This is a genomic window from Pseudomonas sp. No.117 (genome assembly GCF_054558395.1).
Window position 1 is genome coordinate 349,048 of record NZ_BAAJNP010000008.1, and the last position, 24,812, is coordinate 373,859.

Here is a 24,812-nt window from a genome sequence, read left to right on the forward strand (position 1 = left end):
AGCCTGACCATGCAAGCCTTTACCCAGCACACCGGTTTGGTCGCGCCTCTGGATCGTGCCAACGTCGATACCGATCAGATCATTCCCAAGCAATTCCTCAAGTCGATCAAGCGGACCGGTTTCGGTCCCAACCTGTTCGACGAGTGGCGCTACCTGGATGTCGGCCAGCCCGGCCAGGACAACAGCAAGCGTCCGCTCAACCCTGATTTCGTGCTCAACCAGCCGCGCTATGCCGGCGCCAGCATCCTGCTGGCCCGCGAGAATTTCGGCTGCGGTTCCAGTCGTGAGCATGCGCCCTGGGCGCTGGATGGCTACGGGTTCCGCTCGGTGATCGCGCCCAGCTTCGCGGATATCTTCTTCAACAACAGCTTCAAGAATGGCCTGCTGCCGATCATCCTCAGCGATGCGGACGTTGACGAGCTGTTCCGCCAGGTCGAAGCCAACGAGGGCTACCAACTGGTGGTCGACCTCGAAAGCCAGACCGTGCGCCGTCCCGACGGCGTGGCGCTGCCCTTCGAGATCGATGCCTTCCGCAAGCACTGCCTGCTCAACGGCCTGGACGACATCGGCCTGACCCTGCAGGATGCCGATGCCATCGCCAGCTTCGAAGGCCGCTATCGCCAGAGCAGTCCCTGGATGTTCCCCAACGCCTGAACCCAGCCGCCGGTTCTCTCGGACCGGCGTCCTTCCCGGAGGCTCCATGAGCGGTGAACACGAGCAACACGTACAGCAGCAATTCGGCGCCACGGCCGAGGCCTATCTGACCAGTGCCGTCCATGCCCAGGGGGCCGAACTGGTCGAGCTGCGCGAAGCCGTCGCCCGGCGCGAGAACGCCAAGGTCCTGGATCTCGGCTGCGGCGGCGGGCACGTCAGCTACAACGTGGCGCCCGTGGCCGGGCAGGTGGTGGCCCTGGACCTGGCCGAAGAGATGCTTTCGGTGGTCAAGCGCAACGCCGCCGAGCAGGGTCTGGAGAACATCAGTGTCCAGCCCGGTATGGCCGAGCACCTACCCTTCGGCGATGCCAGCTTCGACTTCGTGCTCAGCCGCTATTCGGCCCACCACTGGCGCGATGTCGGCGCGGCCCTGCGGGAAGTGCGCCGGGTGCTGCGTCACGGTGGCGAGATGGCCATCATCGACGTCGTGTCGCCAGCCAATCCGCGGCTGGATACCTATCTGCAGACGGTGGAAATCCTGCGGGATATCAGCCACGTGCGAAACTACTCCCTTGCCGAATGGCACCGCTTGCTGGACATGGCGCGCCTGGGGGTGACCCATTGCCGCCGGCAGCGCCTGCGTCTCGACTTCGCCAGCTGGACCGAACGCATGCGCACGCCCGAGCCTCAGTGCCAGGCCATTCGCAGCTTGCAGAAGAAGATCGGCCAGGAAGTCCGCCAGTATTTCGAAATCGACCACGACGGCTCCTTCACCGTCGACGTCATGGTTCTCTGGGCCCAGCCCATCTGATTTGGAACAGGAAAACACAATGAGCAAGCAGATCCTCATCCTGCCGGGCGACGGCATCGGTCCGGAAATCATGGCCGAAGCGGTCAAGGTGCTGGAGAAGGTCAATCATGACTACGACCTGGGCTTCGAGCTGGTCCACGACGACCTGGGCGGCGCCGCCATCGACCGCTACGGCGTGCCCCTGGCCGACGAGACCCTGGCCCGTGCCCGTACTGCCGATGCCGTACTGCTGGGCGCCGTCGGCGGCCCCAAGTGGGACAAGCTCGAGCGTGACATCCGTCCCGAGCGCGGCCTGCTGAAGATCCGCTCCGCCCTGGGCCTGTTCGGCAACCTGCGCCCGGCCATCCTCTATCCGCAACTGGCCGAGGCCTCCACCCTGAAGCCCGAGGTGGTGTCGGGTCTGGACATCCTCATCGTCCGTGAGCTGACCGGTGGCATCTACTTCGGCTCGCCGCGCGAGACCCGGGTGTTGGAGAATGGCGAACGCCAGGCCTTCGATACCCTGCCGTACAGCGAAGGCGAGATCCGTCGCATCGCCCGCGTCGGCTTCGACATGGCCCGCCTGCGTGGCAAGAAGCTCTGCTCGGTGGACAAGGCCAACGTGCTCGAATCCAGCCGCCTGTGGCGCGAAGTCGTGGAGGAGGTGGCCAAGGACTACCCGGACGTCGAACTCAGCCACATGTACGTCGACAACGCCGCCATGCAGCTGGTCCGCGCACCCAAGCAGTTCGACGTCATCGTCACCGACAACATGTTCGGCGACATCCTTTCCGACGAAGCCTCGATGCTCACCGGCTCCATCGGCATGCTGCCCTCGGCCTCCCTGGATGCCCACAACAAGGGCATGTACGAACCCTGCCACGGCTCGGCGCCGGACATCGCCGGCCAGGGCGTGGCCAATCCGCTGGCGACCATCCTCTCGGTCGCCATGATGCTCAGATACACCTTTGGCGCCGCGGCGGCGGCCGAGGCCATCGAGGCGGCGGTGGGCCAGGTGCTGGACCAGGGCCTGCGGACCGGCGACATCTGGTCGGAAGGCAAGCAGCGGGTCGGTACCCGCGCGATGGGCGAAGCAGTAGTAGCGGCGCTCGTTAGGCGTTAATCTGATCGGCCGCCAGGGGAGGCGGCCGTCCTCAAGACAACAAAGGTGCAGTAGCGATGAAACGTGTAGGTCTGATCGGTTGGCGTGGCATGGTGGGCTCCGTGCTCATGCAGCGCATGCTCGAAGAGCGGGATTTCGACTTGATCGAGCCCGTGTTCTTCACCACCTCCAACGTCGGCGGCGAAGGCCCGGCCATTGGCAAGGGCGTGGCGCCGCTCAAGGATGCCTACAGCATCGACGAGCTCAAGACCCTCGACGTCATCCTCACCTGCCAGGGTGGCGACTACACCAGTGAGGTGTTCCCCAAGCTGCGCCAGGCTGGTTGGAAAGGCTACTGGATCGACGCGGCTTCCAGCCTGCGCATGCAGGATGACGCCGTCATCGTGCTGGACCCGGTCAACCGCCGTGTCATCGATCAGGCCCTGGCCGATGGCCGCAAGGACTTCATCGGCGGCAACTGCACCGTCAGCCTGATGCTGATGGCCCTCGGCGGGCTGTTCGAAGCGGGTCTGGTGGACTGGATGAGCGCCATGACCTACCAGGCCGCCTCCGGCGCCGGTGCCCAGAACATGCGCGAGCTGATCCGCCAGATGGGCGCGACCCACGCCGCCGTCGCCGACAGCCTGGTCGATCCGGCCAGCGCCATCCTCGACATCGATCGCCAGGTCGCCGAGACCCTGCGCAGCGAAGCCTTCCCCACCGAGCAGTTCGGCGTTCCCCTGGCCGGCAGCCTGATCCCCTGGATCGACAAGGAACTGCCCAACGGCCAGAGCCGCGAAGAGTGGAAGGCCCAGGCCGAAACCAACAAGATTCTCGGCCGCTTCAAGAATCCCATCCCGGTGGATGGCATCTGCGTACGCATCGGCGCCATGCGTTGCCACAGCCAGGCGCTGACCATCAAGCTGAACAAGGATGTGCCGCTGTCCGACATCCACGGCCTGATCAGCCAGCACAATCCCTGGGTCAAGCTGGTGCCGAACAACCGCGACGTCAGCATGCGTGAACTGACCCCGGCCGCCGTCACCGGTACCCTGAGCGTACCCGTCGGACGCCTGCGCAAACTGAACATGGGTTCCCAGTACCTGGGCGCCTTCACCGTCGGCGACCAACTCCTATGGGGCGCCGCGGAGCCGCTGCGGCGCATGCTGCGGATCCTGCTGGAGCAGTGAAGCCGTAGCTAAACGTTTGCCTATAGAGGAGGGCCGCCAGTAAAGTGCGGCCCTCTTTCGTTGCGGACGTCCCATCATGACTGCCAGAGATATCGCCCTCGTCGGCGCCACCAGTGCCTACGGCGAAGCCATTCGTGAACTCCTCGACGAGCGCGACGTGCCCCTCGGGCGGCTGCACCTGCTCGCCAGCGGTGAGTCGGCGGGTCAGAATCTGCCCTTCCGAGGCAGCAACCTGCGGGTCAGCAGCCTCGACGGCTTCGATTTCGCCCAGGTCGGCATCGCCATCCTCGCCGTACCGGCTGCCGTGGTGGAAAGCCTCAGGTCGCAACTGGCCGCTGCCGGCTGCGCCGTGCTGGATCTCAGTGGTGCCTCCGCCCCGGTTTCCGTACTGCCGCGTATCAATGGCCAATGCCTGGACCATCTCTCCGCTGCCCCCTGGCTCGGGGTACCCCTGGCAGCTACCCAGGCCGCCGCCAGCGTCGCGGCCGTGCTGGCGCGCCTGAATACTCTCGGCGATGCGTCCCTGGCCGCCTGCCTGGCGGCTTCCGGTGCCGGTCGTGGTGGTGTCGAGGAACTGGCGCGCCAAGCGACCGAATTGCTCAACGGTCGTCCTGTCGAATCCCGGCTGTTCGAGGGGCAGCTCGCCTTCAATCTGCTCGGTCGGACCGGTGCCCCGGCCGCGGATGGCTATACTCCCCAGGAACATCGGCTGCTGGACGAATGTCAGCAGGTGCTGGGTGAGACGCTGCCGGTGCTGGATGTCACCGCGCTGCAGGCGCCGGTGTTCTTCGGCGATAGCCTTTCGCTGAGTGTCCGGGGCAAGGAGCCTTGGGGGCTCGAGCAGGTACGGGAAGCCCTAGGTGATGAGCCTGGGCTGTCCTTGGACGACGACGTGGATTGCCCCTCTGCGGTCGGTGATGCGTTGGGCCGCGAAGAGGTATTGGTTGGGCGAGTGCGTCGGCATCCGCGGGATGCTCGGCGATTGGAATGTTGGCTGGTGGCGGACAACATCAGGTTGTCGGCGCTCACGGCCGTTCAGCTGGCCGAATTGTTGCTTAAACAGTCGGCCTAAAAGATACTTCGTGAAACGCTTCGCCCTTTGGCTGACCCAGGGGGCAGGGGATGTAGCACGTAGCGATGGACGCAGGTGCCACTTCGGTGCCGCGGTCGACAGCTTCTAAAAAGGGACGGTCATGGTTCGAGTTCAGAAACTGGTGCGGGCAATTGCAGCGGCTAGCGCCTTGATGTCTGGCGCCGCCCAGGCGCTCAGCCTAGGCGAGATCCATCTCAACTCCGCCCTCAACCAGCCTTTCGATGCCACCATCGATCTATCGGACCTGCGCGACCTCGGCACCGCCGAGCTGAGACCCAATTTGGCGTCCGCCGAGGAGTTCGGCAAGGCGGGCGTCGACCGCGCGTTCTTTCTGAACGACCTCAAGTTCACCCCCGAGGTGCGCAATGGGCGCACGGTCATCCGCGTGACGTCCGCGCGCCCGGTGCGCGAGCCCTATCTCAATTTTCTGCTCGAAGTGAACTGGCCCAGTGGCCGCATCCTGCGTGAGTACACGGTACTGCTGGATCCGCCGCTGTATACCCCGCAGGCCGCGGCGGCGCCTTTTGCGCCTCAGGTGCCGGCGACTCCGCGCGCTCGGACCACGGCGCCGGCAGCACCCCGGCCGGCCGCCGCGCCCGTTGCCCAGGAGCCCGCTGCGGCTCAGGCGCCGGGGACCTACACCACCGAGCCGCGCGACACGCTGTGGGAGGTCGCGGCGCGCAATCGTCCCACCTCGGGCGTCAGCGTCGACCAGACCATGCTGGCGATCCAGGACCTGAATCCGGATGCCTTCATCGATCGCAATATCAATCTCATGAAGAGCGGGCAGGTGCTACGCCTGCCCGACCAGACCCAGGCCCGTACCCGCTCCCAGCGTGAGGCGGTGGCGGAAATCGCGCGGCAGACCCGGAGCTGGAAACAGGGTGGCGACAGTGCGCCTGCCGGCACCCCACGGCGCCAGGTAGACGCCTCCGCGCAACCGAGCGCCAACGAGGCGCCTGCCACGCCGGCACCCAAGGACAACCTTAAGCTGCTGTCTGGTCAACCAGCCGGTCGCACGGGCGAAGCGAGCGGCGGCAAAGGAAGTGATCAGTCACTCGCCGATCGTCTCGCGGTGACCCAGGAAAGCCTGGATACCACGCGTCGCGAGAATGAAGAACTCAAGAGTCGGCTGGGCGATCTCCAGTCGCAACTCGACAAGCTGCAGAAGATCATGCAGCTGAAGGATGCCCAGCTGGCTCGCATGCAAGCCAACATGGCCAATCCGCAGGCAGCCGGCCAGCCCGTTCAGGCGCCGGCCGCGCCGGAGGCTACGGTGCCAGCGCAGCCAGCTGGTAATGGTACGGCGCCAGCCTCCCAGGATCCCGCAACGACCGCCCCGGCTGTGCCTCCGGCAGAGGCCAACCAGGCTCCTGCGGCCACACCGCCCGCCAGCGAAGGCGGTACCGGTGCCGCGCCGCCTGCGGCCAGTCCCAGCGAACCCAAGGTGATTCCGGTTACCCCGAGCAGTCCGGCAACCGAACCGACCGAGGCAACCAACAGCTTCCTCGACGAAATTCTCAGCAACCCATTGTGGCTGGGGATCATTGGCGGCAGCGCGCTGCTGGCGCTGCTGGTACTGCTGATGATCAATTCGCGGCGCAATGCGGTGAAGGAAGCCGAGCGTGAGCGCGAGGCCGAAGCCGCACGAACCGATAGCGTTTTCGATACGGACCCGGAACTCGGTGATCATCACGGTCTTGCCGGGCTCGAGCTGGGTCAGGGCTCGCCTGACGCAGCGCGCGATGCCGATGCCCAGGACGACGCGCTGGGCCAGGCGGACATCTACATGGCGTACGGCCGCTTCAGTCAGGCAGCCGAAGTGCTCAAGAAGGCGAGCGACCAGGAGCCGCATCGCGCCGATGTGCGTTTGAAGCTCATGGAGGTCTATGCCGAAATGGGCGACAAGGATGGCTTCCAGCGCGAAGAGCGCGAGCTGAAGGAAATTGGCGGTGCCCAGCCTGCCGTCGATCACCTGAAGTCGCGTTATCCCGCCATGGCTACGGTGGCCGTGGCTTCCGCGGCGATTGGGGCGGCTGCGCTGGCAGCCGCGCACGAACTCAGCCAGGAAGAGTCGCGCAACCAGGGCTTCTCGGCCACCGAGGACAGTCAGGACTTCGACCTGTCGCTGGATGACTTCGGCAGCGACGACCTCCATGACAAGCAGCCGGCAGGCCCGGCGGAAGAACCGTTGTTCGGCGAGGCCTTTGCCGATGCCAAGGCCAACAGCGCCGATTCCCGTGACGATTTCGATTTCGACCTCAACTTCGATGCCGAGCCCGCTGCCGTTCCGGCAGCGACCCCGGCAGCCAAGGACGATGACTTCGCCCTGGACTTCAGCGAGTTCGAGCGGCAGGGTGACCTGGCGCACGATGAACCGCTGGCCGGTTCCGATAAGGGCTCGGCCTTCGACGACCCGCTGGATCCGCCCGCGACGCCGACAGCCGATACCGAATTGCCCGCGAGCTTCGATCTGTCCGACTTCGACGACGAACAGCCGGCGCCCAAGCGTGAAAGCGACGAGGAATTCGCCGCCCGCCTGCAGGAGGCCTCCCGCCAGTTCGATGCGGAGACCACCAGCGGCGCCACCGGTGGCGACGGCCTGGACGACTTCGACTTCCTGTCCGGCGAAGACGAGACCGCCACCAAGCTCGACCTGGCCCGCGCCTACATCGACATGGGCGATCCGGAAGGTGCCCGGGACATCCTCGATGAGGTACTCGCGGAGGGTAATGCAGGGCAACAACAGGAAGCGCGCGAGATCATCGCCCAGCTCAGCTAAGGCTGGCCGGACTTGGCAGAGGAGGGGAGGCGCTATAAGCTGCCTCCCCTTTTTTTCGCCTGGCCGTCGCCTTGGATTTCCTAGACCCCACCATCATCGTCCCGCCGCAGCGTATCGCGCTCGGCGTCGAGTACAAGGGCGCCCGCTATCGCGGCTGGCAGCGCCAGCAACCCGGGGTGCGCTCCGTTCAGGAGACCCTGGAAGACGCCCTGTCCGAGGTCGCAGCGGCACCCATCGCGCTGCACTGCGCAGGCCGTACCGACTGTGGCGTGCACGCCACCGGCCAGGTGGTGCACTTCGAGTCGCCGGTGGCGCGGCCGCTCAAGGCCTGGGTGATGGGCACCAACGCCAATCTGCCGTCCGACATCAGCGTCACCTGGGTCAAGCCGGTCAGCAACGAATTCCATGCCCGTTTCAGCGCCATGGCGCGGCGCTACCGCTATGTGATCTACAACGATCCGATCCGGCCTGCGCACCTGGCGGAGGAGGTCACCTGGAATCACCGTCCGCTGCGCATCGAGCCCATGCGCGAGGCAGCCCAGGTGCTGCTCGGTACCCATGATTTCACCTCCTTCCGGGCCAAGGCCTGCCAGGCCAAATCGGCCATCAAGACCATCCACCACCTGCGCCTCTGGCAGAGCGGGCGGCTGATCGTCCTGGACATCCGCGCCAATGCCTTCCTGCATCACATGGTGCGCAACATCGCCGGGGTGCTGATGGCGGTGGGTTCTGGCGACCGGCCCGCGGAATGGGTTGCCGAGGTATTGGCGGCGCGCGAGCGGCGGCTGGGAGGCGTGACCGCCCATCCCTACGGCCTCTACCTGGTGGACGCCGAATATCCCGAGAGCACGCCCGTGCCCAAGCGGCCGCTGGGACCGCTGTTCCTGGGGCATATCCCCGAGCTGGATGACCTGCAAGGCTGACGCTGCGCGGGTGGTCTGCTAACATCCATCGATTTGGACCGAGGTCATTCCGGTTTGGCTAACGTTCGAGTGAAGATCTGCGGGGTCACCCGGGTCGAGGATGCCTTGGCGGCTGCGGCGGCTGGCGCCGATGCCATCGGCCTGGTGTTCTATGCGCGCAGCCCGCGGGCGGTGAGCGCCGCCCAGGCGCGCCAGATCGTGGCCGCGCTGCCGCCCTTCGTCACCAGCGTCGGGCTGTTCGTCGATGCCGCGCCCTGCGAGATCGAGGAGACGCTGGACGCCGTGCCGCTGGATCTCCTGCAATTCCATGGCGACGAGTCGCCAGCGCAGTGCGCCCGTTATCGCCGGCCCTATATCAAGGCGCTGCGCATGCGTGAAGACATCGACCTTGCCGCCATCGCCCGCGACTATGCCGGCGCCCGCGGGTTGCTGCTCGACACCTATGTCGCCGGCGTACCCGGTGGGACCGGTCAGGCCTTCGACTGGACGCGGGTGCCCCGGGACCTGTCGTTGCCACTGATCGTGGCGGGCGGATTGGCGGCGGATAACGTCGCCACTGCTATCGCTGCGTCCCGACCCTACGGGGTGGACGTGAGCGGCGGCGTAGAGCAGGCCAAGGGCATCAAGGATGCCGCCGAGATCGCGCGTTTCGTGGCGGCGGTGCGAGGTGCGCCGGTCGCCTGATGTGACCCTCGCCACGTGGTTGCCGTCCACTCCTGCGACGTATTCAAGCAGGCCTGCCCTGGCGGGCCTGCCGTCCGGCTTCCGGTGAGCCGGCATGAGACAACAGGGTAGCGGCCCGGGAAACAGCGGGCGTTGCCGAATTCATTACAGATGCTCAAGGAAGGCGTGGCTCAGGCCGCGCTGGGAGCCCATGCAAGTGGAGAGAGATGCATGAGCAATTGGCTGGTCGACAAACTGATTCCTTCCATCATGCGGTCCGAGGTGAAGCGCAGTTCGGTGCCGGAAGGTCTTTGGCACAAGTGTCCGGCCTGCGAAGCGGTCCTCTACCGTCCGGAGCTGGAAAAGAACCTGGACGTGTGCCTGAAGTGTGGTCACCACATGCGCATCAACGCGCGTCGTCGCCTGGACATCTTTCTCGACGCAGAAGGTCGTGAAGAGCTGGGGACCGAGCTGGAGCCGGTGGACCGGCTGAAGTTCCGCGATAGCAAGAAGTACAAGGACCGTTTCACCGCGGCGCAAAAGGAAACCGGCGAAAAAGACGCCCTGATCTCCATGCGCGGCACCCTCAAGGGCATGCCGATAGCGGTCTGCGCCTTCGAATTCTCCTTCATGGGCGGTTCCATGGGTGCCGTGGTCGGTGAGCGTTTCGTGCGCGCCGCGAACGTGGCGCTGGAAGAGCGCTGCCCGCTGATCTGCTTCTCCGCCTCGGGCGGTGCCCGGATGCAGGAAGCCCTGATTTCCCTCATGCAGATGGCCAAGACCTCCGCCGTGCTGGCCCGCTTGCGCGAAGAGGGCATCCCCTTCATCTCCGTCTTGACCGACCCGGTCTATGGTGGGGTCTCCGCCAGCCTGGCGATGCTGGGCGACGTCATCGTCGCCGAGCCGAAGGCCCTGATCGGCTTCGCCGGTCCGCGCGTCATCGAACAGACCGTCCGCGAGAAGCTGCCGGAAGGTTTCCAGCGCAGCGAGTTCCTGCTGGACCACGGTGCCGTCGACATCATCGTGCCGCGCAAGGAACTGCGTGACCGTCTGGCGCGTCTGCTGGCGACCTTCCAGCACCAGCCGGCTCCGGCAGCCTGATGGCTTCGCGCAGCCTCGCGCAGTGGCTGGCCTATCTTGAGCAGCTGCATCCGTCGGCGATCGACATGGGCCTGGACCGGGTGCGCGAGGTCGCGCAGCGACTTGGACTGACGCGTCCCGCGCCCCACGTGGTGACCGTGACCGGGACCAATGGCAAGGGCTCGACCTGTGCCTTTCTCGCCAGCCTGCTGCGCGCCAGCGGGCAGCGAGTAGGGGTCTACGCCTCGCCTCACCTGGTGCGTTACAACGAGCGTGTCGACGTCGAAGGTACGTTGGCCAGCGATGACGACCTCTGTTCGGCCTTCACCGCCGTAGAGGCCGCGCGGGGCGAGATCAGTCTGACCTATTTCGAGATGGGTACCTTGGCGGCCTTCTGGCTGTTCGAGCGTGCCCACCTGGATGTGGCCGTCCTCGAAGTCGGTCTTGGTGGCCGCCTGGATGCGGTCAATCTGATCGATGCCGACCTGGCGGTGGTGACCAGCATTGGCCTGGATCACGCTGAATGGCTGGGTGACACCCGCGAAAGCGTAGCGGTGGAGAAGGCGGGCATCTTTCGCGCCGGTAAGCCGGCGCTGTGCGGAGACCTGCAGCCGCCCGCCGAACTCGCCCAGGCAGCGGAACGGCTAGGCGCCCCCTTCCTGCAGCGGGGTGAGGCCTTCGATCTGCGAATCGAGACCGCCAGCTGGTTCTGGCGCGGTCGAGACGCCCACGGCGCCGAGTTGACGCTGGCCGGCCTGCCGCTGCTGGACCTGCCCATGGAAAATGCGGCCCTGGCGCTGCAGGCCTACGCCTTGCTGGACCAGCCGTGGTTGCCCGAGCAGATCGCTGCTGCCCTGCTGGCGACCCGCATGACAGGTCGATTGGACCGCCGTCAGGTCGCCTGGGCAGGGGAGACGCGCCACGTCCTGCTGGACGTGGCCCACAATCCCCATGCCGCCGAGTACCTGGCGCGGCGGTTGGCCATGAAGCCCGTCTCTGGGGTGCGTCGCGCGGTGTTCGGCGTGTTGGCGGACAAGGACCTGGACGGCATTCTGGCCCCGCTCGCCAGCCAGTTCGCCAGCTGGGCGGTAGCGACCCTGCCCACCCCGCGCAGTCGCGACGGTGCCGAGGTGGTCGCCCACCTGGCCGCGCGTGGTGCCCAGGCCGAGGCCCATGCCTCCCTGCTGGATGCTTTCGAGGCGCAACTGGCCGCCAGTGCGGCTGACGACGAGGTAGTCGTGTTCGGCTCCTTCTACAGCGTCGCCGAGGTCCTCGCGCAGCTCTCTTCTCCATCCGAATCCGCGGAGGCATAACCCATGCTCAAGCAAAGAGTCATCGGAGCGCTGGTGCTGCTGGCGCTGATCATCATTTTCGTGCCCATGCTCTTCAATCGCCAGGACGATGCCCGCAAGGTCGTGGTCGAAGCACCGCCGCAGCCGGCCGCACCTGCCGTGCCCAGCACCGAGGTGCAGCCGGTACAGACGCCCGAGGCGCCGCCGGTGGTCGTGGTTCCCGACGATCCAGGCAAACCGCTGGGCAAGCCGCAGACCCCTATCGCCGGTACCTCGGGCCAGGCGCCCGTACAGAATGCACCGGCCGTGGCTCAGGCGCCCCAGCCCCAGGCCGCGCCGGTCGCCAAGGCGCCGCCGGCCAGCGCGCCGGTAGCAGCGCCGGCCCCGGCCACGCCTGCGACGCCCGCTGCCAAGCCCGATTCGCGACTCGGCGCCGCCAACCTGCCGAACAGCTGGTCGGTCCAGCTGGCCAGCCTGTCGTCCCGGCCGAGCGCCGATGCGCTGCAAGCCAAGCTGCGTAGCCAGGGCTACAATGCCTACGTACGCAGTGCCGATGGCATGAATCGGGTGTTCGTCGGGCCCGTCATAGAGCGTGCCGAGGCAGATCGCCTGCGCGACCAGCTCAATAAGCAGAACGGCGTCAAGGGCTTCGTCGTACGCTTTCAGCCCGAGCGCGGTTAACCCGGTCACAAGGCTCTGCTAGAATGCAGGGCCTTTTTGTTAGTGGACCTTGCCGTGGGCTTCACCTGGGTGGACTGGGCGATCGTCGCCATTGTCATCGTTTCCAGCCTGATCAGCCTCAGGCGCGGCTTCGTCAAGGAAGCGTTGTCACTGGCCACCTGGATCGTTGCCGGCGGCGTGGCCTGGGTATTCGGCGGGGCGCTCTCTACCTATCTGGTGGATTACATCCAGGTGCCTTCCGGGCGTGTGATCGCCGCCTGTGTCATTCTCTTCGTACTGACCTTGCTGGTTGGTGCTCTGGTGAGTTTCTTGCTTGGCGAATTGATCCGCGTCACCGGCTTGTCGGGCACCGATCGTTTTCTGGGCATGGCCTTCGGGGCGGCCCGTGGCGCTCTGTTGGTGACCGTGGCGGTAGGGCTCCTGAGTCTCGGGCCGGTCCAGCAGGACGGCTGGTGGCAGCAGTCGGTACTGGTGCCGCATTTTCTCTTGGTGGCCGATTGGTCGAAGAATCTGCTGCTGGGCTTTGCGGGCCAATGGCTGGGGGCTACCCCTATGCCGAGTCTGCAATTGTTGCCGCAGTGGGGGCCGAAGGCTCCCTGACGTTTTTTCCAGGCTCCGCTCCGCCGGGGTCATCCTGCGATGGTTCGCCGTCGCATCACTTGAAACAGTGGGGTCGCGTCACATGTGTGGCATCGTAGGTATCGTGGGCAAGACTAACGTCAACCAGTCGTTGTACGACGCGCTCACCGTCCTTCAACATCGCGGTCAGGATGCCGCCGGTATCGTCACCAGCCGGGACGGTAAACTCTACCTGCGCAAGGACAACGGTCTGGTGCGCGACGTCTTCCAGCAACGGCACATGCAGCACCTGATCGGCCACATGGGCATCGCTCACGTGCGCTATCCCACGGCTGGCAGTTCGAGCTCCGCCGAGGCCCAGCCGTTCTATGTGAATTCGCCCTATGGCATCACCCTGGCGCACAACGGCAACCTGACCAACGTCGAGCAGCTCTCGCGCGAGATCTACGAGTCCGACCTGCGCCACGTGAACACCACCTCCGACTCCGAGGTGCTGCTCAACGTCTTCGCCCACGAGCTGGCGGTGCGCAACAAGCTGCAACCGACCGAGGATGACGTCTTCGCTGCGGTTTCCGAAGTGCACGAGCGTTGCCGCGGTGGCTACGCCGTGGTGGCCATGATCACCGGCTATGGCATCGTCGGCTTCCGCGATCCAAACGCCATTCGTCCCATCGTCTTTGGCCAGCGTCATACCGAATACGGCGTCGAATACATGATCGCCTCCGAGAGCGTCGCCCTCGACGTGCTCGGCTTCACCCTGATTCGCGACCTGGAACCGGGCGAAGCGGTGTACATCACCGAAGACGGCCGCCTCTACACCCGCCAGTGCGCACAGAATCCGCAGTACGCACCCTGCATCTTCGAACATGTCTACCTGGCCCGTCCGGATTCCATCATCGATGGCATCTCGGTCTACAAGGCCCGCCTGCGCATGGGCGAGAAGCTCGCCGAGAAGATCCAGCGTGAGCGTCCCGAGCATGACATCGACGTAGTCATCCCGATTCCGGATACCAGCCGTACCGCGGCGTTGGAGCTGGCCAACCATCTGGGTGTGAAGTTCCGCGAAGGCTTCGTCAAGAACCGCTACATCGGTCGTACCTTCATCATGCCCGGCCAGGCCGCGCGCAAGAAGTCGGTGCGCCAGAAGCTCAACGCCATCGAGCTGGAATTCCGTGGCAAGAACGTGATGCTGGTGGACGACTCCATCGTCCGTGGTACCACCTGCAAGCAGATCATCCAGATGGCTCGCGAGGCCGGTGCCAAGAAGGTCTATTTCTGCTCGGCGGCGCCGGCGGTGCGCTTCCCCAACGTCTACGGCATCGACATGCCCAGCGTGCACGAGCTCATCGCCCACGGTCGTACCACCGAGGAGGTCGGCGAGCTGATCGGCGCCGACTGGCTGATCTACCAGGACCTGCAGGATCTCAAGGAAGCCGTGCGCACGCGCAAGGCGCCCAAGGTCGAGCAGTTCGACTGCGCGGTGTTCGATGGCGAGTACATCACCGGCGACGTCGATGCCGCCTATCTGAATCGGATCGAGCAAGCGCGCAACGACGCGGCCAAGGTCAAGCACCAGGCCGTCAGCGCCATCATCGACCTCTACAACGATTAAGGAGCTGCACATGAGCCAAGACTGGGATGCCGGACGCCTGGATAGTGATCTCGAAGGCGCGGCCTTCGAGACCTTGGCGGTGCGGGCAGGGCAGCAGCGCTCGCCGGAAGGCGAGCATGGCGAAGCCCTGTTCCTGACCAGCAGCTACGTGTTCCGGACCGCTGCGGATGCCGCGGCGCGCTTCGCCGGCGAGGTGCCGGGCAACGTCTATTCGCGCTACACCAACCCCACGGTGCGTACCTTCGAGACCCGTATCGCGGCGCTGGAAGGGGCGGAGCAGGCGGTGGCCACTGCCTCGGGCATGTCGGCCATCCTGGCCATGGTGATGAGCCTGTGCAGCGCCGGTGACCACGTGCTGGTCTCGCGCAGTGTGTTCGGCTCCACCATCAGCCTGTTCGAAAAGTACTTCAAGCGCTTCGGCATCGAGGTGGACTATCCGCCGCTGGCCGATCTGGACGCCTGGCGGGCCGCCTGCAAGCCCAATACCCGGCTGTTCTTCGTCGAGTCGCCGTCCAATCCCCTGGCCGAGCTGGTAGACATCGCCGCCCTGGCCGAGATCGCCCATGCCCAGGGCGCGCTGCTGGCGGTCGATAACTGCTTCTGCACCCCGGCGCTGCAAAAGCCGCTGGCGCTGGGCGCCGACATCGTCATCCATTCGGCCACAAAGTACATCGATGGCCAGGGCCGTGGCATGGGCGGCGTGGTCGCGGGTCGTGCCGAGCAGATGAAGGAAGTCGTGGGCTTCCTGCGTACCGCAGGGCCGACCCTCAGTCCCTTCAATGCCTGGCTGTTCCTCAAGGGCCTGGAGACGCTGAAGATCCGCATGCAGGCGCACAGCCAGACCGCGCTGGAGCTGGCCCGCTGGCTGGAAGCGCAGCCCGGTATCGAGAGGGTCCACTACGCTGGGCTGGAAAGCCATCCTCAGCACGACCTGGCCCGCCGCCAGCAGTCGGCCTTTGGCGCCGTGGTGAGCTTCGAGGTGGCGGGCGGACGCGACGCCGCCTGGCGCTTCATCGATGCCACCCGGATGATCTCCATCACCACCAACCTGGGCGATACCAAGACCACCATCGCCCACCCGGCGACCACCTCGCATGGTCGTTTGTCACCGGCGGAGCGGGCCAATGCCGGTATCCGCGACAGCCTGATCCGGGTGGCCGTGGGCCTCGAAGACTTGGGTGACCTCCAGCAGGATCTGGCCCGTGGACTGGCGGCGCTATGAGCCTGACGTTCGCACCTGTAGAACCGCGGGTCGCCCTGGTCACCGGCGCGGCCCGTGGCCTTGGCCTCGGTATCGCCGCCTGGCTGATCGCCGAGGGGTGGCGCGTGGTGGTGGCTGACATCGAACACGAGCGCGGTGCCAAGGTTGCCGCCGCCTTGGGTGAACGAGCATGGTTCGTGGCCCTCGACGTGGCGGACGAGACCCAGGTCGAGTCCGCGGTGGCCCAGGTCGTCGGCCAGTTCGGCCGTCTGGACGCTCTGGTCAATAACGCCGGCTTGGCCAGTGCCCAGGGGCAGCCCTTGGAAAGCTTGGCGCTGAGTGAGTGGCGACGAGTGCTCGGGGTGAATCTCGAAGGTCCCATGCTCATGGCCAAGCACTGCGCGCCCTATCTGCGCGAGCAGCGGGGCGCCATCGTCAACATTGCTTCGACCCGCGCCCAGCAATCCGAGCCGCACAGCGAAGCCTATGCCGCGAGCAAGGGCGGATTGCTCGCCCTGACCCACGCCCTGGCCATCAGCCTGGGCCCGGAAGTACGGGTGAATGCCCTCTGTCCTGGCTGGATCGATGCACGAGATCCCCATGTCCGCGAGGCCGAACCGCTGTCCGCCGCCGACCACGAGCAGCATCCGGTCGGCCGGGTAGGGACGGTGGAAGACGTGGCGGCCTGCGTGGCCTGGCTGCTGGGTGGCAACGCCGGTTTCATTTCCGGGGAAGCCATCACCCTGGACGGTGGCATGACCCGCAAGATGATCTACCTGGAATAGCGCTCGAAGAAAATAAAATTGGAAAAATCCTTGACGGATCAAGGGGCTACGAGGAGAATGCGCGTCACCCGAAGGGGATGGCTGATTAGCTCAGCTGGGAGAGCACCTGCATCACACGCAGGGGGTCGGCGGTTCGATCCCGTCATCAGCCACCAAACTCTTCGGGGAGTGTTCCGCAAGGTACACGCAATGCGCGGCGGTAGTTCAGTCGGTTAGAATACCGGCCTGTCACGCCGGGGGTCGCGGGTTCGAGTCCCGTCCGCCGCGCCATACATAGGTCCTGGGTCCTCTGAACTGCCCGGACGAGACAAGAGAAGCTGCCTTAGGGCGGCTTTTTTTGTGCTTGTCGAAAGCCTAATACCCTGTGATAGGTCCTTGACTTAAGTCTATTCACGTGACCTGGGCCTTGTGCTGCCAGTCGATTTAGCCCGCCACGCTAAACGGGGCCAGGCTTAGGAAATTCCCGCGCTGGCGCCCTGAGCTCAATTGTTAGAAGTCGTAACCCAGCGTCGCGATCACGTTGCGGCGATTGCCGTAGAGAACCGAGTCCTCGTAGAAACCGGGTTCGAAGTAGTGCTTATCGAACAGATTCTGCGCGGTCACCGAGAATTTGGCGCCCTTGAGGCCGACCCTTGCCAAGTCGTAGCGCACCGTCATGTCGGTGAGGAAGTATTGTGGCGTCTTCCGGGTGTTCTGGATGTTGTCCGAAGAGCCCACATAGCGCTCGCCGATCCCGATCCCGAGCCCATCGAGCAGGCCTCCACGTAGGGTGTAGTCGACCCACATGGCGGCTGTATGGCGCGGAATGGCACGAGGCGTGTTGCCCTGGTATAGGGTGTCCTTAGTAATCTCCGCGTCGGTGTAGGCGTAGGAGGCAATTAGATTGACGTTCTCGGTGAGCCCTGCCTTGCCTTCCACTTCCAGGCCACGGGAGCGTACTTCGCCGGTCTGGATCGAAAAGCCGGGGTTGTTTGGATCGGCGGTCGTCACATTGCGTTGGGTCAGGTCGTAGGCGGCCAGGGTAAGCGAGGCGTTGTAGCCCTTGGGCTCGTACTTCACGCCGATCTCAGCCTGCTTGCCGGTAGTTGGTTTGAACAGGTTGCCGTCTACGTCGGTATTGGGATTGGGCTGGAAGGAGGTGCTGTAGCTCGCATAGGGCGTGACGCCGTTGTCGAACAGGTAGGCGAGGCCGATACGCCCGGTGAACTTGTCGTCCTTTTGGGTATAGCGGTAGGGACTGATCTTGTCGGACTCGTAGTCCCTTGCGTAGTCCTTGCGCCCGCCGATGGTCAAAGCCCAGCGATCCAGACGCATCTGATCCTGCACATAGACACCTACCTGCTGCATTCGCGAGCGGGTGTCGCGCTGCAGGCTATCGAACCAGACCGCCTCTCCGCCATAGATCGGATCGTAGAGGTCGATGTTGTTGAAGGCGTCTTCCGGGTCACCGTTCAGACGGCTCTCCTTGCCGCTGTAGTGGGAGTAGTCCACACCAGTCAGCAGGGTGTGCTGAACCGAACCAGTACTAAAGGTCCCCTGGAGATTCTGGTCGGTCAGCAGAGTATTGCTGCTCTTGGGCCGATACTGTAGGCCGATGTCCTGCGTCTGCAGATCGTCATTGAGCACTACATCCGGTCCGCTAGAGAGGTAGCCCACGTTGGAATGCATAAATCGAGCGCTCTGGGAGAATTTCCACCCATTGGCGAAGTCATGCTCGTACAGGTAGCCGAGAGAGGTGGTTTCCGAGCGGTAGTAGCTGCCCAGCCAGCCAAGGTTGGTGCGCGAAGAGATATGACCGAAGGGGCTTGATTTCACGGTACCGATATAAGGGTAGCTCTGCTCGGAACCGCCGGTCTTACTCTTGTCGTAGGCCGCCAGCAGCGTGAAGGTGTCCTCATCTGTAGGTCGCCAAGTCAGCGAAGGCGCAACGTAGGTACGATCATTGGGGGAGTGGTCTACCTGGGTCCCGCTGTCACGCTGCAGCATGACGATCCGCCCCAACAGGCTACCGTCACCGGTCAGGCGACTGTTCAGGTCGATTCCGAACTGCTGTCGGTCATAGCTGCCAGTCTGGTACTCGATATGGCGGATTGCTTCGTCTTGCGGGCGCTTACTGGTCATGTTGACAATGCCGCCTGGTGCCATCTGGCCATAAAGCACGGAGGCGGGACCCTTCACTACGTCGACGCGCTCCAGGCCGAAGGTTTCGAAGCTGGTGTCGTATTGATTGAAACCAGTGCGAAGTCCGTCTTGGTAGATACCGAACAGGTTGAAGGAACGAAAACCACGCATGAAGATGTCCGGTGCACCCTGACCTCCCGCGTAGTCAAGGGCACGAATGCCGGGTGTGTAAGCTACTGCTGCGTTGAAGTCTTGCACGCCCCGCTGGTCCATTTCATCGCGGGTCACGACGGAGATGGCCTGAGGAATCTCGTTTATCGGAGTGTCGGTCTTCGAGCCTGTAAGGGTGCGCTTGGCTACGTAGCCTGGTGCCGGACCATCGCCCGTCTCAGGCTGGGTGGCGTTAATAAGGGTGGGCGCGAGCTGCACGCTGTCGTTTTTACCGTCGGCCAATGCCAGCGCTGGCGATGCAGCGAGTGCCAAACTCATCCCTGCAAGAGGCAAATGCTGTGAGAAGCGGCGGCCGAGGAGGGTTGGGCCCGAAGATCTTAGCGAATCTACCATGACAAGCTGATCCTTTAGATGTAATAATACTAATTATCAGTAGCGTTTGGGTTATATCGCTAAGTAGACGAACGTGACCGCGAAAATTTAGGAGCCTGTCGCTTTATTCGGTGCTTCGCGCTTCAACAGCGGGCAGCCCGCGCAGTAGGGCAGTGGTGGCAGGCAGTAGCGAAGGCAGCACACGCGGCGCCAACCCAGGCCGGTGAGCTGCTCGGGAAAGAGATAGGCACGTTGAATCGGGTTGCGTTGTCCATCGGGAAAGTACGGCTCGCTGAACAGCCGCAGTGCCTCCTGCAGATGCTCGGGAGGTAGCAATCCGTGCTCCGCCAACAACCGCAAAGCCCACGCCAGATAGCCCGCCACGTTGCCCCACAGCGCGCGAGAAGACAGCCGTGCGTGCTGCGCAAGATGTTCAACGAAAGGCGTCAGATTGTCGTGCAGTAGTGCCTGATAGCCGTCGTAAAGGGGAGTGTTGTGGGGTCGCGATAAGGCTTCGCCGTGGACGACCAGCTGCGCAACGCTGCCTTCGGCATCCAGCACCACACCGAGTCGCTCCAACGTCAGCGGTAGCGGGCGATAGAGCACCAGGGCGGCGACCAGGGCACTGGGAAGCAGCGCTTCCAGATAACTCTTGGACCAGTGCGACAGCAGCGCCCGCCGGTCAGCGCCAGGATACTCATACCGGTACAGCGTCACGATGCGCTCAAGGGTGGCGGCGCTCCAGAGGGCTTCGCCTTCCAGCGGCGCCAGGCCTGGATCATCGGTGAATGTCTGGAGATGACCCATGCCAAGTGTTGCGAAGCGCTGGTCGAGTTCGGCGAGCAATTCCTTCACAGCGGCGCCTTGCGTAGCAGCCACATGAAGTAAGGGCAGCCAATGGCGGTGGCGACCAGGCCGGCCGGAATCTGGAAGGGATAGATCACGTTGCGCCCCAGCCAGTCGGCCAGCACCATCAGCAGAGCGCCCAGCACTGCCGCCGCCGCGAGATGCCTGCCAGGCTGGCTGAAACCGAGCAGACGGGCTATATGGGGCGCCATCAGGCCAACGAAACTCAAAGGCCCAACCACCAGGGTGGCGGCCGCGCTGAGTAGGGCGACCAGCAGCAGCAGGGTGGCGCGCGCGCGGGGCACGTTCAGCCCGAGCGCCCGCGCTTGGTGGGCACCTAATTGCAGGAGTGCCAGGGCGCGCATCGACAGGGGCAGGGTAGCGAGCAGCAGCGTGGCGGTCGCCAGGGCGAACCAGGCTTCATCGCTACTGACCAGGTAGGTGGAGCCGGCTAGCCAGACCAACAGCGCACCCATGCGCGGATCGCCCACGGCGAGCAAGACCGCCACCAGTACGCCGAACAGGGTGGTCAGGGCGATGCCGGCCAGGACCAGTCGTTCGGGCGAGGTCGAGCGTCGCTCCAGCGCCAACAGACCGCCAAGCACGGCGATGGCACCCAGACTGCCGGCCAGCAATTGGCCGCCACGGCTGACATCGCTTGCGCTGAAGGCCAGCAGCAGGACACCGAAGGCCGCACCCGAACTGACCCCAATGAGCTCCGGGCTGGCCATGGGATTGTGTGTCAACCGCTGCACCAGGCAACCGGCCGCAGCCAGCATGGCGCCCGCGGCCAGGGCCGCACCGACCCGCGGCGCGCGCAGCGTCCAGAGCTCGTGATCGAGCAGCCACTGCCAGCCCTGGGGGCCCTGACCCAGCGTCACGGCGACAGCCAACATCGGGAGTAGCAGCATCAGGGTGCAGACCAGTAGACGCTGGCTCTGCAGTGGCCCCAGCACCGGCTGGCGTTGGGTTGGTGCGCTGCTGGCCAGGCCTGGTCGCAGGCGCGGCAGCAGCCAGACAAGCAGCGGTACCCCCAGCAGGGCGGTAGCGGTGCCGGTAGGGATCTCGTGGTAGCCCGCCGGGATGCGCACCACCAGGGCATCGGCGAGCCAGAGCAGAGCGCCGCCGAGCAGTCCGGACCAGCCCAAGCGCGCCAAGAACTGTCGCGCACCCAGCAGCCGGGCGAGATTGGGGGCGGCGAGGCCGATGAAGCCGATGACCCCGACGCAGGCGACGGTGAGCGCCGCCAGCATCACGCAGAGAATCAGCATGAACAGGCGCAGGCGGCTCGGGGACTCTCCCACCGCGCGGACGCTGCGATCATCCAGGCTGAACAGGGACAGGGGGCGCAACAGCGGCGTGAGCGCAGTTATGAACAGCAACAGTGCTGGCAGCAGCAGGTAGACGGCCGACCAGTCGTTCTGGCCCAGATTGCCGCTGCTCCACATGAACATTCCGCGCAGGAAGCTGTGATCGAAGAGGATCATCACGCTGGCGAAGGCGTCGCAGGTCAGGCTCACGACCAGGCCGGCGAGAATCAGCGCCAAAGGCGAGAAGCCGCGTCCCGCGGCCAGGCCGAACACCAGGCCGGCGGCGACCAGTGCACCGCCCAGTGCCGGCCATAGGGGGCCGTGTACCAGCAGAGCGGGGGCGAACAGGGTAGCTGCTATTACGGCGAGCTGCGCGCCGGCGCTGATTCCCAGCGTGGTCGGCTCGGCCAGCGGATTGCGCAACACCTGTTGCAGTACGCAGCCCACCAGACTCAGGGCGATACCACACAGCACGGCTACCACCAGCCGCGGTAGCTGGCTGTAATGCACGATGAGCTGGCGCATATCCTGGGTATCGGGAGCGATCAGCGTGGCCCAGAAGGGCGCACCGGCCAGCTGTTGCTGTACCGCCTGCACGCTCAGCCCCAGGGCCAGCAGGGCCAGCAGCGCGGTCACCCAGGCCACCGGCGGTAGCCGTCGGGAGGGTGACAGGAGGGTGGCCAGTTCGCCCGTGCTCTGATCAGCCATGGGTCTGCTCCCCGCCCAGGCGCCTGCTGAGCAATTCAGCGAAGGTCACCGCCGAGGGGAGGGTGCCGTAGAACAGCACTTCCGGCAGCAGGATGGCCCGGCCCTGGCGCACGCTGGGCAGGTTGCGCCACAGCGCATTGCCGGCCAAGCGTTGCTCCAGCCCAGGTGTCGCATTGAAGTACACCAGGCGCGCCTGGGGTGCGCTCGCCAACTGCTCGAAGCCGACGGTGGCATAGCCCCAGCCATTGGTGGCACCCGACCAGGCATTGTGTTGGCCAAGGCGCGTCAGGACGTCGTCGAACAGGCTGCCATGGCCAAAGACCATGGCCCGGCGTTCGTCGATGACGCTGATCACCTGCAGCGTCTCGCGGTCCTGCTCGGCGAGCCGCGTGCGAGCCTGCGCCAGCGTCGCCCAGGCACGGGCGACGTAGGCTTCGGCGCGGGCATCGCAGCCGAGGCGCTGGCCTATCGCCAGGGTCAGCGCCGCCGCCTGCTCACAGGGGCTGCCCTGGTCGCTGGTTTCGTACACCTCGCAGGGCGCGAGCCCGGCCAGACGCGCTTGCAGGGGGCGTTGGTCGCCGCCGAGCAGGATCAGCTGTGGGCGCAGTTGTGCCAACAGTTCCAGATTGGGTTCCGAGCGCAGGCCCAGTTCGAGTACCTGTGGCGGCAACGCCGGTTCACGAACGCTGCTGCGGTACAGTCCGTTCTCGGCACTGGCCACTGGCACCATTCCCAGTGCCAGCAGGGTCTGCACCAGGCCCCAGTCCAGGGCTACCAGCCGTTGCAGGGGCGCGCTGGCGGCCAGGGCAGGCAGCGCCCAGGCGCAGGCCAGCCCAAGCAGGCATTCGCGGCGGCTCAACAGCGTCATGCCGGCTGCTGTTCCATGACCCGTTGGCCGGCGCTCAGGCGTACCAGTTGGTCCGCGCAGTCGAAATAGCGATCATCGTGAGAGATCACGATGATCGTCTTGCCCAGCGCCTTGAGACTCGGCAGCAGCTCGGCGTAAAAGATCCGGCGGAAGGTCGGATCCTGGTCGGCGGCCCACTCGTCGAATACCAGCACGGGGTGGCCCTCGGTCCAGGCCTGTAGGAGTGCCAGGGAGGGTAGTAGGTCGCTTGTGGAGTAACTATTATCCTGCGGGTGCGCTTTATGACCGAATGCTCGCTGTCTCGGATCTTCGGGAAGGGGATGCTCTGCAAAGCTAGTGGTAAATAGCTGAAGATAGTCGTTGTCGGTTTTGGCTGCGAAGCCAACATTAATAAGAAGGATTTGGGTGGTGGAAATCGCCATAGCCAGGCGGAGCCTTCTGGTCAGCGGTAACGCGACTTCTCGTGAGCCAAGAGCTGGCGGTGACATCGACGACTTCCTTAGATGGGAAAGGGCAATCACGTAGCGAAGGGGCGTTTCATCAAAGTGAGTAGCTCAGCGGACTACCGTCCACTGGGTGCGGCAAAACGCCCATGTCAATGCCATATATGGCGCTTAGCGATTTCGGCTTTATTAGTTGTTCAGGAGTGCCACGGGTCAAAAGCCGACCGTTGCGCAGGGCAATAAGGTCCTGGCAATAACGGGCAGCCATGTTGATCTCGTGCAACACCACCACTACGCCCAACCGCAGCGTCACGCAAAGCTCCCGAACCAGAGCCAACATCTCAATTTGGTGTGCTATATCCAAGGCGGAAGTGGGCTCGTCTAGCAGGAGGAAACGAGTGTTCTGGGCTAGTAGCATGGCCAGCCACACGCGTTGGCGCTCCCCACCTGAAAGGGTTGCCAAAGGCTGCGTGGCGAAGCGTTCGGTACCGGTTAGGTCGAGTGCGCGATCAACTTGGCGAGCATCTTCACGATTAAAACGGCTTAGCGTTCTGTGCCAGGGGTAACGTCCGAAGGCGACCAGCTCACGTACGCTGAGGTCGTCTGTGGCAGGTGGATCTTGGGGCAAGTAGGCAACGTTGCGTGCGAATTCACGCGTGTTCCACCTCGGGAGCGGGCGGCCATCGAAGCTCACCTGGCCACTTGTAGGTCGGTACTGGCGTGCCAACAATTTGATCAGCGTGGACTTGCCCGAACCGTTCGGTCCAATAAGGCCAATAAGTCGGCCTGGCTCCAGACGTAGGTCAAGGGGATGCAGGAGGACGCGCTCGGCTATGGCGAAGGTGACGCCTTTGAGATCGAACATGGCATTCGATAAGCGAATCTAGTTAGGAGATCGGAAGTATCAGCAGACGATCCGAAGTGCTCATGCAAACTCCTTCAGCGACTGGTGGCAATGCGCCAGGGCATCGCGAATCATGAAATTGACCAGGGTGGGGGAGACGCCCAGTTCCTTGGCGATGTCCTTTTGCGCGACGCCATGGATGCGATACATCTCGAAGGCGTACCGAGTGCGCTGTGGTAGCTCGGCGAGTGCCGCGTCCAGATGATTCAGGGTGCGCTGGCCGATGTAGGTATTTTCCGGACCAGGGGATGCCACTGTGGCGACCTCTTCGTGATCGTCCTGCGGGCTGGTGTACTTGGACTCGACGGATCTCTTGCGATAGTGGTCGATGGCCAGATTACGGACGACCTGGAACAGATAGCCGATCTGGGCCTTGAGCGAGGAGGTGATCTGCGGCGCCGTCTCGAGGCGGAAATAGGCGTCCTGCACGACGTCCTCGGCGCGGGACGGACAGCCGACGATCCGGGTCGCCGCTTTCACCAGTACCGGGCGCTGGGAGACGAAGGTCTTCAGCAGCGGCGTATTGCAAGGGAGGGAAACCTGAGGCTCTGACATGCGCGTTCCTTGTGGGCCTGGCAGCGGGTGCCCTTTTGATGGTGCAAATTATTTCCAAATGAAAATGATTGTCAAATGCCTTTTGGC

Annotated in this window: 21 protein-coding genes, 2 tRNA genes and 1 pseudogene; 17 read left to right on the forward strand and 7 right to left on the reverse strand. The window is 64.5% G+C overall.

What is annotated here, in order from left to right; translation table 11 throughout:
* Nucleotides 1-9: 9 nt before the first annotated feature.
* From leuD to ACYJP6_RS20905, 17 genes are all read left to right on the forward strand, one after another.
* Complete coding sequence (gene leuD, locus ACYJP6_RS20825; RefSeq protein WP_459477452.1) at nucleotides 10-654, forward strand: 3-isopropylmalate dehydratase small subunit; 645 nt, start codon at nucleotides 10-12, stop codon at nucleotides 652-654.
* A 46-nt stretch (nucleotides 655-700) separates the two neighbouring features.
* Nucleotides 701-1,465 (forward strand): class I SAM-dependent methyltransferase, encoded by a 765-nt coding sequence (locus tag ACYJP6_RS20830; protein ID WP_459477454.1) that lies wholly within the window; start codon nucleotides 701-703, stop codon nucleotides 1,463-1,465.
* A 19-nt stretch (nucleotides 1,466-1,484) separates the two neighbouring features.
* Nucleotides 1,485-2,567, forward strand: a complete 1,083-nt coding sequence (gene leuB, locus ACYJP6_RS20835) for a 3-isopropylmalate dehydrogenase (protein ID WP_459477456.1) — start codon at nucleotides 1,485-1,487, stop codon at nucleotides 2,565-2,567.
* A gap of 56 nt (nucleotides 2,568-2,623) precedes the next feature.
* The gene (asd, locus tag ACYJP6_RS20840) at nucleotides 2,624-3,736 is read left to right on the forward strand and encodes an aspartate-semialdehyde dehydrogenase (RefSeq protein WP_459477458.1); all 1,113 of its coding nucleotides are present in this window, start codon (nucleotides 2,624-2,626) and stop codon (nucleotides 3,734-3,736) included.
* A gap of 76 nt (nucleotides 3,737-3,812) precedes the next feature.
* Nucleotides 3,813-4,808, forward strand: a complete 996-nt coding sequence (locus ACYJP6_RS20845) for an aspartate-semialdehyde dehydrogenase (protein ID WP_459477460.1) — start codon at nucleotides 3,813-3,815, stop codon at nucleotides 4,806-4,808.
* Between the two features lie 121 nt (nucleotides 4,809-4,929).
* On the forward strand, nucleotides 4,930-7,611 hold the full coding sequence (locus ACYJP6_RS20850) for a FimV/HubP family polar landmark protein (protein ID WP_459477462.1): 2,682 nt from the start codon (nucleotides 4,930-4,932) through the stop codon (nucleotides 7,609-7,611).
* A gap of 71 nt (nucleotides 7,612-7,682) precedes the next feature.
* Nucleotides 7,683-8,534 (forward strand): tRNA pseudouridine(38-40) synthase TruA, encoded by an 852-nt coding sequence (gene truA, locus ACYJP6_RS20855; protein ID WP_459477464.1) that lies wholly within the window; start codon nucleotides 7,683-7,685, stop codon nucleotides 8,532-8,534.
* A 54-nt stretch (nucleotides 8,535-8,588) separates the two neighbouring features.
* On the forward strand, nucleotides 8,589-9,218 hold the full coding sequence (locus ACYJP6_RS20860; protein WP_459477466.1) for a phosphoribosylanthranilate isomerase: 630 nt from the start codon (nucleotides 8,589-8,591) through the stop codon (nucleotides 9,216-9,218).
* A gap of 210 nt (nucleotides 9,219-9,428) precedes the next feature.
* Complete coding sequence (gene accD / locus ACYJP6_RS20865) at nucleotides 9,429-10,298, forward strand: acetyl-CoA carboxylase, carboxyltransferase subunit beta (protein ID WP_459477468.1); 870 nt, start codon at nucleotides 9,429-9,431, stop codon at nucleotides 10,296-10,298.
* Entirely contained in the window at nucleotides 10,298-11,590 is a 1,293-nt protein-coding gene (folC, locus tag ACYJP6_RS20870; RefSeq protein ID WP_459477470.1) for a bifunctional tetrahydrofolate synthase/dihydrofolate synthase, read from the forward strand. The genes accD and folC overlap by 1 nt, the downstream gene beginning before the upstream one ends.
* A 3-nt stretch (nucleotides 11,591-11,593) precedes the next feature.
* Nucleotides 11,594-12,250: an SPOR domain-containing protein gene (locus tag ACYJP6_RS20875; protein ID WP_459477472.1), complete on the forward strand. Its 657-nt coding sequence runs from the start codon at nucleotides 11,594-11,596 to the stop codon at nucleotides 12,248-12,250.
* Nucleotides 12,251-12,304: 54 nt separating this feature from the next.
* Nucleotides 12,305-12,850, forward strand: a complete 546-nt coding sequence (locus ACYJP6_RS20880; RefSeq protein WP_459477474.1) for a CvpA family protein — start codon at nucleotides 12,305-12,307, stop codon at nucleotides 12,848-12,850.
* An 82-nt stretch (nucleotides 12,851-12,932) separates the two neighbouring features.
* Nucleotides 12,933-14,441, forward strand: coding sequence for an amidophosphoribosyltransferase (purF, locus tag ACYJP6_RS20885; RefSeq protein ID WP_459477476.1), 1,509 nt, complete (start codon nucleotides 12,933-12,935; stop codon nucleotides 14,439-14,441).
* Nucleotides 14,442-14,451: 10 nt separating this feature from the next.
* Complete coding sequence (locus ACYJP6_RS20890) at nucleotides 14,452-15,663, forward strand: O-succinylhomoserine sulfhydrylase (protein WP_459477478.1); 1,212 nt, start codon at nucleotides 14,452-14,454, stop codon at nucleotides 15,661-15,663.
* Nucleotides 15,660-16,427 (forward strand): SDR family oxidoreductase, encoded by a 768-nt coding sequence (locus ACYJP6_RS20895; RefSeq protein ID WP_459477480.1) that lies wholly within the window; start codon nucleotides 15,660-15,662, stop codon nucleotides 16,425-16,427. The genes ACYJP6_RS20890 and ACYJP6_RS20895 overlap by 4 nt, the downstream gene beginning before the upstream one ends.
* Nucleotides 16,428-16,506: 79 nt before the next feature.
* A tRNA-Val gene (locus tag ACYJP6_RS20900) sits at nucleotides 16,507-16,582 on the forward strand.
* A 38-nt stretch (nucleotides 16,583-16,620) separates the two neighbouring features.
* A tRNA-Asp gene (locus ACYJP6_RS20905) sits at nucleotides 16,621-16,697 on the forward strand.
* Between the two features lie 219 nt (nucleotides 16,698-16,916).
* Here the strand turns inward: ACYJP6_RS20905 and ACYJP6_RS20910 are convergent.
* From ACYJP6_RS20910 to ACYJP6_RS20940, 7 genes and pseudogenes are all read right to left on the reverse strand, one after another.
* A complete protein-coding gene (locus ACYJP6_RS20910) occupies nucleotides 16,917-19,112 on the reverse strand; it encodes a TonB-dependent siderophore receptor (protein WP_459477482.1) in 2,196 nt (731 codons plus the stop codon).
* Between the two features lie 87 nt (nucleotides 19,113-19,199).
* Entirely contained in the window at nucleotides 19,200-19,946 is a 747-nt protein-coding gene (gene fhuF, locus ACYJP6_RS20915) for a siderophore-iron reductase FhuF (RefSeq protein WP_459477484.1), read from the reverse strand.
* Nucleotides 19,943-21,955 (reverse strand): Fe(3+)-hydroxamate ABC transporter permease FhuB, encoded by a 2,013-nt coding sequence (gene fhuB, locus ACYJP6_RS20920; protein ID WP_459477486.1) that lies wholly within the window; start codon nucleotides 21,953-21,955, stop codon nucleotides 19,943-19,945. The genes fhuF and fhuB overlap by 4 nt, the downstream gene beginning before the upstream one ends.
* Nucleotides 21,948-22,823, reverse strand: coding sequence for an ABC transporter substrate-binding protein (locus ACYJP6_RS20925; RefSeq protein ID WP_459477488.1), 876 nt, complete (start codon nucleotides 22,821-22,823; stop codon nucleotides 21,948-21,950). Before ACYJP6_RS20925 ends, fhuB begins: the two co-directional genes overlap by 8 nt.
* A pseudogene (locus tag ACYJP6_RS20930) lies at nucleotides 22,820-23,227 on the reverse strand (cyclic peptide transporter); the annotation flags it as partial. The gene ACYJP6_RS20925 and the pseudogene ACYJP6_RS20930, both read right to left, overlap by 4 nt.
* A gap of 136 nt (nucleotides 23,228-23,363) precedes the next feature.
* Nucleotides 23,364-24,131, reverse strand: a complete 768-nt coding sequence (locus ACYJP6_RS20935) for an ABC transporter ATP-binding protein (protein ID WP_459477490.1) — start codon at nucleotides 24,129-24,131, stop codon at nucleotides 23,364-23,366.
* A 60-nt stretch (nucleotides 24,132-24,191) separates the two neighbouring features.
* The gene (locus ACYJP6_RS20940; RefSeq protein ID WP_459477492.1) at nucleotides 24,192-24,725 is read right to left on the reverse strand and encodes an RNA polymerase factor sigma-70; all 534 of its coding nucleotides are present in this window, start codon (nucleotides 24,723-24,725) and stop codon (nucleotides 24,192-24,194) included.
* Nucleotides 24,726-24,812 lie beyond the last annotated feature (87 nt).

Coding starts and splice junctions, on each gene's coding strand:
- ACYJP6_RS20830 (WP_459477454.1), top strand. CDS start 701: ATGAGCGGTGAACACGAGCAACACGTACAGCAGCAATTCGGCGCCACG.
- leuB (WP_459477456.1), top strand. CDS start 1,485: ATGAGCAAGCAGATCCTCATCCTGCCGGGCGACGGCATCGGTCCGGAA.
- ACYJP6_RS20845 (WP_459477460.1), top strand. CDS start 3,813: ATGACTGCCAGAGATATCGCCCTCGTCGGCGCCACCAGTGCCTACGGC.
- accD (WP_459477468.1), top strand. CDS start 9,429: ATGAGCAATTGGCTGGTCGACAAACTGATTCCTTCCATCATGCGGTCC.
- ACYJP6_RS20895 (WP_459477480.1), top strand. CDS start 15,660: ATGAGCCTGACGTTCGCACCTGTAGAACCGCGGGTCGCCCTGGTCACC.
- purF (WP_459477476.1), top strand. CDS start 12,933: ATGTGTGGCATCGTAGGTATCGTGGGCAAGACTAACGTCAACCAGTCG.
- ACYJP6_RS20925 (WP_459477488.1), bottom strand. CDS start 22,823: ATGACGCTGTTGAGCCGCCGCGAATGCCTGCTTGGGCTGGCCTGCGCC.
- leuD (WP_459477452.1), top strand. CDS start 10: ATGCAAGCCTTTACCCAGCACACCGGTTTGGTCGCGCCTCTGGATCGT.
- ACYJP6_RS20910 (WP_459477482.1), bottom strand. CDS start 19,112: ATGGTAGATTCGCTAAGATCTTCGGGCCCAACCCTCCTCGGCCGCCGC.
- ACYJP6_RS20935 (WP_459477490.1), bottom strand. CDS start 24,131: ATGTTCGATCTCAAAGGCGTCACCTTCGCCATAGCCGAGCGCGTCCTC.
- ACYJP6_RS20875 (WP_459477472.1), top strand. CDS start 11,594: ATGCTCAAGCAAAGAGTCATCGGAGCGCTGGTGCTGCTGGCGCTGATC.
- asd (WP_459477458.1), top strand. CDS start 2,624: ATGAAACGTGTAGGTCTGATCGGTTGGCGTGGCATGGTGGGCTCCGTG.
- ACYJP6_RS20890 (WP_459477478.1), top strand. CDS start 14,452: ATGAGCCAAGACTGGGATGCCGGACGCCTGGATAGTGATCTCGAAGGC.
- ACYJP6_RS20940 (WP_459477492.1), bottom strand. CDS start 24,725: ATGTCAGAGCCTCAGGTTTCCCTCCCTTGCAATACGCCGCTGCTGAAG.
- folC (WP_459477470.1), top strand. CDS start 10,298: ATGGCTTCGCGCAGCCTCGCGCAGTGGCTGGCCTATCTTGAGCAGCTG.
- fhuB (WP_459477486.1), bottom strand. CDS start 21,955: ATGGCTGATCAGAGCACGGGCGAACTGGCCACCCTCCTGTCACCCTCC.
- ACYJP6_RS20850 (WP_459477462.1), top strand. CDS start 4,930: ATGGTTCGAGTTCAGAAACTGGTGCGGGCAATTGCAGCGGCTAGCGCC.